The following is a 12,602-nucleotide window of genomic DNA, read 5'->3' as shown; positions in this document are numbered from 1 at the left end:
TTGGCAAAGCGGGGGGAGGGGCCTTGCCTCGCTTGAGGCGGAACAGGGGCCCCGCACTGGGGTGGTCCATCGGGTTGGGGGGGGGCGGTTGGGGTGAGAACCCGAATCGCCACTCACGACCACCCCCGGCCCCCTGCCTGCCCAAGACACCTCACCGCTCACGAGGCGATGCGCCGCACCGCGTTCGCGCAGGCGAGCGACTCCAGCAGCGGCACCGTCCGCTCCCAGCCCAGGCAAGCGTCCGTGATACTCAGGTCCCGCCGGGGCCGCGCGGAACCGACGTCCTGCCTGCCGTCGGAGAGGTACGACTCGATCATCACCCCGGCCAGCGCGTCGTTGCCCGCGGAGATCTGGTCCGCCAGGTCGGCGACGACCACGGGCTGCCGGTTGTGGTCCTTCCCGCTGTTGCCGTGCGAGGCGTCGACGACGAGCCGGTGCGGCAGACCGGCGGCGGTCAGCGCGTCGAGGGCGTCCGCGATCGCGTGCGCGTGATGGTTGGGTTTCGGGCCACCGCGCAGGACGAGGTGCGCGTCCGGGTTTCCGGCGCTGCGCTGGATCCGGGCGCGCCCATCGGCCGCGGCGCCCGGGAACACGTGCGGCAGCGCGGCCGCCCGGACCGCGGCGACGGCCGTGTCCAGCCGCCCGGACACGCAGTTCTTCATGCCGATCGGCATCGGCAGCCAGGACGCCAGATGCCGGTGCGGCTGGCTGGCGACGGTCCGCGCGCCGATCGCGCCCCAGCTGACGGTGTCCGCGAAGTACGGCGCGAGGAACGGGTCGACGAACTCGTACGCGAGCGGCAGCCCGGTCGCGGCGGCGTCGTCGAGGAACTTCCGTCCGATTCGGACACCGGACGCGAGATCGCCCTTGCCGTCCAGGGTGGGGTCGGGCACCAGACCGGTCCAGCCCGCGATCGTCCGCGGTTTCTCCAGGTAGGCGCGAAGGACCACGACGAGATCGTCGGCGAACCGGCGGGACGCCTCGGCGAGCCGATGCGCGTACTCGAGCGCGCCGTCGGTGTCGTGCACGGAACACGGGCCCACGACGACGAGCAGCCGGGAGTCGCGGCGGGCGAGGACGTCCGCGACGGTTTCGCGGTGCCGGACGATCTCGTCCGGCACGACGCCGCTCGTGGCCACTTCGGCCGGACTGGGCAGTGTGTCCTGGTCAAGCATCCGCATGACCTCTCTTGTTGTCGGGGGCGGCCACCCCGGCCCGGGGCAGCCGCGTCGCACCGGCCACCGCCACGACGGCGAGGCCGAGAACACACCAGAAGGCGTCGGCGAAGGCCGCGGCGACGTCCGAGCCGCGAGCGGCCAGCCGGGCCTGCAGCACCACGGCCAGTACCGCGGTGCCGATCGAGCCGCCGAGCGTGTTGAGCAGGTTCAGCGCCCCGGCGGCGCGGGGCAGCCGGGCGGGTTCGACCCGGCGGTAGACGATCGTCATCACCGGCGCGCCGATCATCGCCGCGCCGAAACCGCGTAGCAGCAAGGAAAGCACGATGACCCAGTCCGGAAGACCGGGACCGAGCTGGGTGAAGGGCGCGGTGCCGAGGGCGACCAGGCCGATCCCGCTCAGCACCAGGGTGCGCGGCGAGATCCGGTCGACCAGGCGGTTCACCAGTACGGAACCGGCCGCCGCGCCGATCCCCTGGGGCACTAGCAGCAGCCCGGTGTCCCAAGCGGACAGTCCCGGGCCGCGCTGAAGGTAGAGCGGGAGCAGGAACATCGTGCCGAACACCGACGCGCCGAGCAGCACCAGCGCCAGCGCGGCGACCCCGAACGGAGGCCGCGTGAACAAGCGTGGATCCAGCAAGGGCGCTTCGGCGCTCAGGCCGTGCCGCACGAACGCCGCGAGCATCACGACGCCGAGCACGACGGCGATCCCGGCGACCACCGGCGTCCCCTGCTCGAACCAGGTGAGCCCGAAGACCAGGACGGCGAGCCCCGGCGAAAGCAGCAGCGCGCCGCGAAAATCGAAGCGCGCACCCTTGCCGCCGGGTTCACCCGCCGGAACCCAGCGCCGGGCCAGGATCACCGCCACCACACCGACCGGGAGGTTGACGTAGAACAGCCATGGCCAGTCCGCGACGGCGAGGATCGTGCCGCTCGCCATCGGGCCGAGCACCGGCGACAACAGCGGTACGAGACCGACGACGCTGATCACGCGCCCGATCCGGTCCGGTCCTGCCGCCCGGGCCAGGAGCGCCTGACCGGTCGGTGGCAGCAGGCCGCCCGCGAGTCCTTGCAGGACACGGAAGGCGATGAGCGCGGGCAGGGTCGGCGCCAGCGCGCACAACAGGGACGCCAGCAGGAACACGACGACGGCGGTGAGCCAGACCCGCCTGCCACCGAACCGGTCGGCGAGCCAGCCCGACGCCGGCACCGCCGTGACCACGGCCAGCAGGTACGCCGTCGTCACCCATTGGACGCCGGTGACCGGCGCGCCGAACTCGTCGGCGAGGGTGTCGACGCCCACCGAGACGATCGTGCTGTCCAAGGTCGCCATGAACGTGCCGAGCACCAGGACGGCCGCCGTGCGCCACAGGGCGGCGTCGATCGGGCGCGCGGTCACCGCTCCCCCGCGAACCCGGCGGCGTCGCCGTCGAACCAGGACGGCAGTTTCCGCAGGAACCCGACCAGGTCGTCGGCGAGCGACCGGGCGTCGGTCTCCCTCGCGTACAGAACACCTTCCCAGCCGTGCTCGCCGGGGACGACGGTGACGCTCACCGGGTGGTGCGTGCGTTCACGGAACCTCGTCCCGGTGACGGTCAGGCCGGGCGCGGGTTCGCGCAGCTTCGCCGGGTCCACCGGGTAGTTCTCGAACACGAGCAGGCTGTCGAACAGCCGCTCGCGGCCGGCCAGCGACGCGAGCTCGGGCAGCCCCATCCGATGGTGCGCGGCCATCGCCTGCTGCCGCGCCTGCAAATCGGCGAGCGCCTCGGCGACCGTCCCGGTGAACCGGGCGCGGACCGGGACGCTGTTCGCCAGCAGGCCGATGATCTCCTCGACACCGTCCACATCGGACGTCCGATTCGAAGTCATCACCCCGAAGCTGACGTCCCGGCGCCCGGCGTGGGTCGCCAGGACGGCCGCCCACGCGCCCTGCAACAGGGTGTTGACGGTGAGGCCCCGTGCGGCGCCCAGCCGGGTCAGCTCTGCGACCAGCTGACTGTCCACAGTGAACAGAGCCGGTTCGGCGGACCCGCCGGTACACGGCAAGTGATCGCCTTCGGGCAGGCCGGCGAGTTCCGCCCGCCAGGCCCGGACGTCGGACGAGTGATCGGCCGCGGCGAGCAGGCGGGTGTACCGAGTCGGCGGCACCGGCTCCGGCAAAGGCTTCCCCGCGTACAGCGCGAACAACTCGCCGAGGACGCGCGGCGCGGACCAGCCGTCGGACAGCAGATGGTGACTGGTCAGCACGAGCGTCTGACAGCCTGGCCCGTGCCGCAGCACGGTGACCCGCCACAGCGGACCATGGGCCAGATCGAACGGTTCCGCCAGCTCCTCGTCCAACACGGTGTCCACTTCGGACACTTCGCGGACGCGGAAACCGGCCAGCGGCTCGGCGGGGATCACCTGGACCTCGTGCGACGCCGGGAACACCGCGCCCAGGTTCGGCTGCCGTCGGACCAGCGCGTTCGCCGCGGCCCGCAGCGCCTCGACGTCGAGGTCACCGGACAGCGTGAACGCGGCCTGCACCGGATACGGATCTTCGTCCGCGGCACGGGACTCGCGCAGGATCACCTCCTGCAACGGGGTCAGCGGCATGACTTCGCCGGGGCCGGGCACGTCGGCTGCGAGCGCGTCCAGCTCCCGGCGGAAATGCTCGCCCAGCACGGCGATCTCGTCTTCGGTGAACAGCGCGGACGGCCACGTGAAGCGGACCCCGAGCGTGCCACCGTCGGGGACCATCGCGTTCACCGTGAGCGCGTACGGCAGTGGCATCTCCGCACCACCGCCGGAACCAAGCGGATCGGCGTCCGGCGGGCGCTGCCACAGGGTCTCCTCGACCGGAGCCTCGGGGAACCGGCCGAGATAGTTCCAGGCGATCTCGGGCCGCGGGCCGCCGACGCCGAGAATTCCGTGCCCGAGGCCGTCCCCCGCCGCGCGCAGATGGTCGCGCACCGCCCGCAGCGCGTCCGGCAACGGTCCGTCCGGTGGGGCGATCCGCGCCGGATGCACGGCGGTGAACCAGCCGGCGGTCTGCGCCAGATCGACCGTGCCCGTGAAGTCCGGGGTGTGTCCCGGCCTTCCGTGGCTTTCGACGGCGACGACCAGGTCGGCGACGGTCTCGCGCCAGGCGGCGACAGCGCGGGCGAGCGCGGTCAGCAGCACGGTGTCCGGGCCCGTGCGATACGCCGTGGGCAGCGCGGTGAGCACGGCGTGGGTGGTGTCCTCGCCGATGTCGAGCCGGTGGTGCCGGGCGGTCGCCACGGTGTCCCGCGCCGGATCGAGCCGGGTGCGGCCGAGCGTGGTCTCCGGCGCGGCGGCGATCCCTCGCCAGTACGGCAATTCGTCCTCTCGATGCGGGGCGGCCGCGCGCAGCGACCGCGCCCAGCCCAGGAACGACTGCCCGCGCCGGTGCGGGGTCTTGCCGTGGAAGGCCTGTTCGACGTCGTCGAGCAGGACACGCCAGGTCACCGCGTCGGCGACCAGGTGGTGCGCCACAAGCAGCAACCGCCCCGGTCGCTCCTCGCCGACGTCCACCAAGACCGCCCGCACCAGCGGGCCGGTACGCGGGTCCATCCGCGCGACGATCTGCTCGACCTGCGTGTCCAGCGCCGCACGCGGATCTCGGGACACGCGGATGGCGGTGAGCACGTCGGCACCGGTCACGGCGCCGACGTCCGGGACACGAAGCGTGTCTTCGACCAGATGCGCACGCAGGACGTCGTGACGGGCAAGAACGGCGTCGAGCACCGAGCGCCAGCGAGGAACGTCGTCCGCCGAAGGCACACAGATCTCGACCCACTGGCAGAACCCGTCGGCCGCCTTTCCCGCGCGCCGCAACAGATCGCGCATGATCGGCGTGAGCGGGGCGTCGCCGACGGCGTGGGCTTCCTCGGCCTGTTCGGGCTCGCCACAGCGCGCGGCGATCCCCGCGACCGTGCCGCCTTCGAGGACGTCGCGCGCGGTCAGGTGCAGCCCTTCGCGGCGGGCACGGGAGACGACCCGCAGCGAGGCGATGCTGTCGCCGCCCGCGTCCAGGAAGCCGTCGTCCAGCCCGACGTCGGGTCCGAGCAGATCGCGGACCACTCGCAGCAGCACCGCTTCCGCCGGGGTGGCGGGTTCCCGTCCGCGGTCCGAGCGGGCTTCCGGCGCGGGCAGCGCGGCCCGGTCCAGCTTGCCGCTCGGTCCGAGCGGAAGCCGTTCCAGCGCGACGAACGCGGTCGGCACCATGTACGCGGGCAGCTCCGCCGCGAGGTGTGCCCGCAGCGCTGCCGGGTCGGGTTCGGCACCGTCCACGGGGACGAAGTACGCGACCAACCGGTCCTCCCGGACGATCACCGCGGCGGCGCGCACGTCGTCGTGGGCGGTCAGCGCGGTCTCGATCTCGCCGAGTTCGATCCGGTACCCGCGCAGTTTGACCTGGTGGTCGGCGCGGCCGAGGAAGACGATCTGCCCGTCCGGCCGCCAGCGGACCAGGTCGCCGGTGCGGTACATGCGCTCCCCCGGCGGCCCGAACGGGTCGGCGACGAACCGTTCGGCGGTCAGCGCCGCCCGGCCGACATAACCCTGCGCGAGTTTCGGCCCGGCCAGGTACAGCTCGCCGGTCACGTTCGTCCCGACCGGGAGCAGTCCGCCGTCGAGCACGTACGCGCGGACCTCCGGGTCCGGACGGCCGATCGGGAGCGGGCCGGGATCGGCCGGGTCGTAGTGCCAGGTGACCGAGTTGATGGTGACCTCGGTCGGGCCGTAGGCGTTGAACAGCGCGCGCCGGTTCCCCCAGCGCCGGGCCAGTTCCGGGTCGAGCCGTTCGGCGCCGACGACGAAGAACACGTCCGGGTCGACGGTCGCGTCGTCGGGCATCGCGGAGAGGAACGAGGGCAGCAGGTTGAGCCCGGTGACGCGGTGTTCGGCGGCGTAGGCCAGCAGATCGTCGCCGGAGACCCGCACCTCCTCCGGCGCGATCACCGACGTGCCTCCGGACAGCAGCGGCAGCATGAACTGCCAGAAGGCGACGTCGAAACTCGTCGAGGCGAAATGCAGGTACCGCTCGGCGGTCCCGATCCCGACGATGTCCTCCTGCAGCGCGATCAGGCTCGGGACCCCGCGATGCGGCACAGCGACGCCCTTCGGTTTGCCGGTGGTGCCGGAGGTGTAGATGACGTAGGCGATCGCGTCCGCACTGAGCCGGATTCCCGGATCTGTGTCCTCGGTGGACAGTGCGGCCGGGTCGATCACCGGAAGGCCGTCGACGTCCGAAGTGGACACCACTGCGGCGGGCCCGATGTCCCCGAGCATGTACGCCAGCCGGTCGGCCGGATAATCCGGGTCCATCGGCACGTGCACCGCGCCGGCCTTGATCACGCCGAACAACGCGACCACGAGGTCGACGTCGCGGCGCAGCAGGACCGCGACCGGATCCTGTGGTTTCACTCCGGCGTCGATCAGGGTGTTCGCGAGCCGGTTGGCACGACGGTCCAGTTCGGCGTAGGTCAGGCTCCGGTCCCGGCACACGACGGCTTCCGCGTCCGGGGTCTCCCGGACCCAGCGGCCGAACTCCTCCAGCATGCCGCCGCGTTCGCGCTTGGGCTCCGGTCCTTCGCCGAGGCGCAGCATCGCGCGTTCTTCCTCGGCGCCGAGCGCGCGCAGCCGGGACACCGGCCGTGCCGGATCGGCCACGATCTCGTGCAGCACGGCACGCAGCCAGCGACCGTAGGACTCGGCCTCCTCGCGGGTGAACGCCTGTGGCTGGTAGCCGAGGCCGACGGTGAACTCGTCGCCGGGCAGCACGATCACCGTGAGCGGATAGTGCGTGGCGTCGGTGATGTCGACGCCGACGAGATCGAGGCCGGGCGCCAGCGTGGTGCGGGCGCGGCTGGAGAGCGGGAAGTTCTCCATCACGAGCATCGTGTCGAACAGGTCGCCGACGCCGGCCGCGCGCTGGATGTCCGGCAGCCCGGCGTGATGGTGATCGGTGAGCCGGACGCTTTCGGTGTGCACGCGCTCCAGCACGGTGACCGCGGTTTCGGCGGCGTCGAAGCGCACGCGTACCGGGATCGTGCTGCCGAGCTGGCCGATCATGCGCTCGACGCCGGGGACGTCGGCCGGGCGGCCGGAGACCGGGCAGCCGAAGACCACGTCGCGGCGGCCGGTCAGCCTGGAGAGCAGCACTCCCCACGCGGTCTGGAACACCGTCGTCGGGGTGATCCCGCGTTCACGGGAGAAGGCGCGCAACCGCTCGCTGAATTCCCCGCCCAGTTCCACGATGACGCGTTCCGGACGCTCCACAGTGGACTCGATGCTCGCCGGGGCGAGCCGCGTTCCTTCCTCGAGTCCGGCCAGCGCCTCGCGCCACGCCTCCGATGCCGCGTCCGGGTCGCGTTCGCCGAGCACGCGGTGGTACTCCGAAAGCGAGGGCGCGACCGGGGCGGCCGGGCCGCCGCCGAGTTCGGCGTAGGTGGCCAGCAGCGTGCGGCCGACCAGCGGCATCGACCAGCCGTCGAGCAGCGCGTGGTGGTTGGTGAGCACCAGGCGGTGCTCGTCCGGGGCGAGGGTCAGCAGCAGGAACCGGATCAGCGGCGGAGTCACCGGATCGAAGGGACGGGCGAGTTCGGCGCGGCACTCGGCCTCGACCTCGTCGGGGGACACGCTCGCGAACCGCCAGTCCAGCGTGACCTCGGCGGGCACCACCTGGACGACCTCGCCCGCGTCGGTGGTGTGCAGGTGGACGCGCAGCGCGGGATGCCGCCGCAGTACCTCGGCGGCGGCCTCCCGCATGCGGCTGGCGTCGAGGGCGCCGCTGAGCAGGGTGACGGCCTGGACCACGTAGACGTCGGTGTCCTCGGTGCCGCGCGCCAGGGTGTGGAACGAAAGCCCGGTCTGCAACGGGGTCGCGGGCAGCACGTCTTCGAGCCGGCCGCGGCGTTCGAGCGCGTCGATGTCGGTCTGGTCGAGGCCGACCAGCGGCAGATCCGACGGCGTGAGCCCACCGCCGTCCGGCCCGATCCGGGTGGCGTGCGCGGTCAGGGCGTCCAGCGCCCGGGACCACGCTTCCTGAAGCGCCGCAACGCTTTCCTGTGGCAGGACCTCGCCCGCAGCGGTCCATTCGACGGCGAGCCGGGGACGGCCGTCCTCGCGGACGAAGCAGTTCAGCGCCAGTACCTGTTCCAGCGACTTCTCCGCCGGTTCGGTGACTGCGAACGGGTCCTCCTCCGGCAGCCGCCAGCCGGTGCCGGGCAGTGCCCCGAACCGGCCGAGGTAGTTCAGGACGACGTCCGGCGGTGGGACGGCGGCGAGTTCGTCCCGGGTCAGCGGGTCGAGATACCGCAGGACGCCGAAGCCGACGCCGTTGTCCGGAACGGCGCGTTTGGCCTCCTTGGCGGCCCGCAGCAGCTTTCCCGCCGCGTCTCCGCCGGTGAGCGCGCTTTCGAAGTCCGTGGTCGCCGCCACCGCGGTGGCGGGAACCCGCAACGGATGTTCGGCGGTGAACCAGCCGACGGTGCGCGAGAGGTCCAGGCCGTCTTGATCGCGGCCGTGTCCTTCGAGGGACACGGTTTCGGCCTCGATCGGAGCACCCCGCCACGACCGGAGGGCGAGCACGAGCGCGGCGAGCAGGACGTCGTCGGGTCCGGCGCGGTAGGCCGCGGGCAAGGCGGTGAGCACCGCGTCGGTCTGCTCCGGGGTGGCGACGGTGACCGAACGCCGCGCGGTCGCGACCGTGTCGGCGGCCCGGTCGAGCGGCCGGTGGCCGAGGCGCGGGCCGTCGAGCGCGCCACGCCAGTGCTCGAGTTCGCCGCGCCGGGCACCGGAAGTCCCTTGCTCCGCGAGAAAGAGCGCGTGCCATCGCCACGACGTCCCGACCGGTTCGAGCGCTTCACCGGCGCACGCGGCACGCAGATCCGGCAGCAAGACGCGCCAGGAGACACCGTCGACCGCCAGGTGGTGGAGCACGATGACGAGGTGATCCGGTAGCAACGCGACCTTCAGGACACCCGCGCGGAGATCAAGGGACTCCGCGAGTGCCGCCGCGACCTCGGCCGGGTCGCCGGTCGTCTCGATGACGACGTCGGACGCCCTCACCGCGCCGCGTTCCCGGACCCGCATTTCGTCCTCTAAATGCAAACGCAGGACGTCGTGGTGGTCCAGCAGCGTTTGCACGCCTTGGGTCAGCAGAGCGGGAGGAAGATCCTCGTCGAGCCGGAGCGCGGTCCATTGCGTGTACCCGGCGATCGTCGCGACGTCCGGATGCGGGTCGAGCAGGGCGCGGACGATCGGCGGGGCGGGTACCTCACCGACGGGCTCGTCCGGCGGTGCGGCCGGGCCGCCGATCTCCGCGCTCGCCGCGGCCAGCGCCTCGAAGCTGCGGCGGGCGAGCAGATCACGCGGCCGCAGGTCGAGGCCGTGGGCGCGGAGCCTGCTGCTGACGCTGATCGCGGTGATGCTGTCGCCGCCCAGCGCGAAGAAGTCGTCGTCGACGGCGACTTCCTCGACGCCGATCACCTCGGCGATGGTGGCGCACAGCAGCCGTTCGCGTTCGGTGGCGGCGGTCCTTCCGGCCGCCGCGCGCGGGGCGGGCAACGCGGCCCGGTCGATCTTCCCGTTGGAGGTCAGCGGAAGCGTGTCGAGTACGACGACCGCGGCGGGCACGAGGTGTTCCGGCACGCGCCCGGCGAGTTCCTCGCGGACCTCGTCCGGGACGACCTCGCCGACGACGTAGCCGATGAGCCGGGGGCCGCGCACCGCGGCGGCGGCCGCACGCACTTCGGGAACGGCGGCCAAGGCGGCCTCGACCTCGCCGAGTTCGACACGGTGGCCGCGCACCTTCACCTGGCCGTCGCGGCGGCCCAGGTACTCCAGACCGCGACCGGGCACCCAGCGGGCGAGGTCCCCGGTCCGGTACATCCGGTCGCCGGGCGCGCCGAACGGATCGGCGACGAACCGTTCGGCGGTCGCGCCGGGGCGCCCGAGATAGCCGCGCGCCAGATGCGGCCCCGCGAGGTATAACTCACCCGGCGTTCCGGCGGGCACCGGACGCAGCGCGGCGTCGAGCACCCGGACCGCCGTCCCGGGCACCGCGGTGCCGATCGTCGGCTCCCCGTCGTCCAGCCAGGATCCGGCACCGTCCACAGTGGCCTCGGTCGGGCCGTACATGTTGCGGGCGCGGACACCCGACTCCGCGACCCGGCGCCACAGCGCGGGCGGAGTCGCCTCGCCGCCGAGGACGAGGAGCGCGGGCGGGTTCGGGCCGTCGAGCAGCCCGGCGTCGACGAGCGGCGCGGCCATCGACGGCGTGGTGTCGACGACGTCGATCCGGTCGCGGGCGAACGCGGCCGGCAGCTCGTCGGCGTCCCGGGCGACGTCGGTGCCGTAGACGTGCAGTTCGTGCCCGAACAGCAGCCACATCAGCTGGTCGAGCGCGGAGTCGAAGGCGAACGAGTAGGTGTGCGCGACACGCAGCGGCCTGCCCGCGGCGCGTTCGGTCTCGGCGACCGTGGTCGCGCGGTGGTGGCGCAGCAGCGTCGCGAGTCCGCCGACCCGGCCGAGGACACCCTTGGGACGCCCGGTGGAGCCGGAGGTGAAGATGACGTACGCGAGATGTTCCGGATGACGCGGAACATCCAGCGGCGATGAGTCCAGCGTGGACAGATCGGTCTCGCCCAGCAGCAGTTGTGGTCCCGGCACGAGTTCCGGGTCGTGGGCCACGGTGAGCACCGCGCCGGCTTCGGCGGCGAGCTCCCGCAGCCGCTCGACGGGATGGGCCAGATCCAGCGGCAGGAAGGCGGCCCCGGCGTCGAGCACCGCCAGCAGGGCGACGACGAGATCCGCGGACCGCGGCAGGGCCAGCGCGATGACGTCGTCGGTCCCGACGCCGCGTGCCCGCAAGGCCCGGGCGAGACGGTGCACCCTTGTGACGAGTTCGCCCGCGCCCAGCCGTTCTTCACCGAAGACCAGGGCGGTCTGCTCGGGATCGAGTCGCGCGAGAAGTTCAGGTACGCCAAGGAGTTCGCTGTCCGGGGCGGGGGTGGACCACGCCTCCAGCAAGGCGTCCCGCTCCCCCGGCGGCACCAAGTCGGCACCGGCGACCGCTGGGCCGTCCGGTTCGGTCAGCGCGGTGATCAGGCAGCGCAGCGCGGTCAGCTTGGCATCGACGGCGGCCTGGTCGTGGGTCCGCGCGTCGACCTCGAAACCGAGCAACAGCCCGCCGTCCGAGGTCGGGAGCACCGACAGCCCCATGTCCTCCGGCGGCCCGCCCGCGACATTGCGCATGGTGCCGTGCGAGCCCGCGAAGTCGAGCTTCAGGTCGAACGCCTTGAGGTTGATGCCGCGGCCGTGCAGCAGCGCCCCGGCGCCGGGCACCGCGAGATCCTGGGGCAGATCCTCGCCGCGATACCGCTGATGCGCGCGCATCTCCTTCAGCGCGCCCGCGACCCGCGTGGTCAGCTCGGCCGCCGAGTCCTCCGGGAGCACCTTGACCCGCAGCGGCAGCACGTTGACCGCCATCGCCGGGGTCCGCAGCGCGGCTCCTTCACGGCACATCAACGGCATCGCGAACACGACGTCGGTCCAGCCGAGGACGCGGTGCAGGAAGGCGGCGTAGCAGGCGATCAGCGCGTCGCCCCAGGTCGTCCCGGCACGTTTGCCCAGTTCACGCAACCTCGCCACGTCCGACGCGGACAGGACCGACCGGGCGGTCACGGTGTGCTCGGGCGGGCCTGACGCGTTGCCGCCGTCATCGAGATCCGGCAACGGGGTGAACCGCTCGCGCCAGTACGCGCGATCCTGCTCGAACCGTTCGCTTTCACGGTAAGCGCGATCGGCCTCGACGAGATCGGCGAAGCGGGCGAACGTCGAGGGCTGCACCTCCTTGCTCTGGACCGAAGCGGTGTAGTGAGCGGCTGTCCGGCGGGCGAGCATCGCCGCGGTGTAGCCGTCGAACACGAGGTGGTGCCCGAGCTGGGTGAACCACACGTGCGAGTCGGAAAGCCGCAGCACGAGATGGGCGAACAGGGGCCGGTCCACCATGCCGCGACAAGCCTCGGCGACCCGGCGGCGTTCGGCGTCCACGCGCGCGTGCGCCGCGGCCACCGGATCGGCCTCGCCGCGCAGGTCCACGACCTCCGGCAGCGGTACCGCGTCTTCCGACACGACCTGGCGCGGGCCGCCCGGCGTCTCGAAGACCCGCAACCGCAGGCTGTCCGCTTCCTCGGCGGTCGCCCGGATCGCTTCGGTCAGCGCGACGACGTCGACCGGCTTTTCGCCGACGATCTCGATCACGTCGCCGACGACGTAGTAGGGCGAGTCGGGTTCGAGGCGTTGCGCGGTCCAGATCCCCAGCTGGGCACCGGTCAGATTCAGTGCTCGTTGGTGAACCCGCGTGTGAAACAGCACAGCGGGTTCCTGCGTTCGGTCGCTTTCCAGATTCATCTTCAGCTC

3 protein-coding genes are annotated in these 12,602 nt (G+C 72.5%); all 3 read right to left on the bottom strand.

Features of this window, described 5'->3' with window-relative positions; genetic code table 11:
* Window positions 1-158: 158 nt before the first annotated feature.
* Genes AC069I_RS28830 through AC069I_RS28820 form a run of 3 tightly spaced genes read right to left on the bottom strand, consistent with a single transcriptional unit; the run spans window position 159 to window position 12,593 of the window.
* A complete protein-coding gene (locus AC069I_RS28830; RefSeq protein WP_478229848.1) occupies window positions 159-1,181 on the bottom strand; it encodes a 3-deoxy-7-phosphoheptulonate synthase in 1,023 nt (340 codons plus the stop codon).
* Window positions 1,168-2,574, bottom strand: coding sequence for a DHA2 family efflux MFS transporter permease subunit (locus AC069I_RS28825; protein WP_478266818.1), 1,407 nt, complete (start codon window positions 2,572-2,574; stop codon window positions 1,168-1,170). The genes AC069I_RS28830 and AC069I_RS28825 overlap by 14 nt, the downstream gene beginning before the upstream one ends.
* Window positions 2,571-12,593: an amino acid adenylation domain-containing protein gene (locus AC069I_RS28820; RefSeq protein WP_478266817.1), complete on the bottom strand. Its 10,023-nt coding sequence runs from the start codon at window positions 12,591-12,593 to the stop codon at window positions 2,571-2,573. Before AC069I_RS28820 ends, AC069I_RS28825 begins: the two co-directional genes overlap by 4 nt.
* Window positions 12,594-12,602 lie beyond the last annotated feature (9 nt).

This window comes from Amycolatopsis sp. NPDC043885, assembly GCF_056435685.1.
Note: the sequence above shows the minus strand (reverse complement) of the source record. Positions and strands in the feature narration are given on the sequence as shown.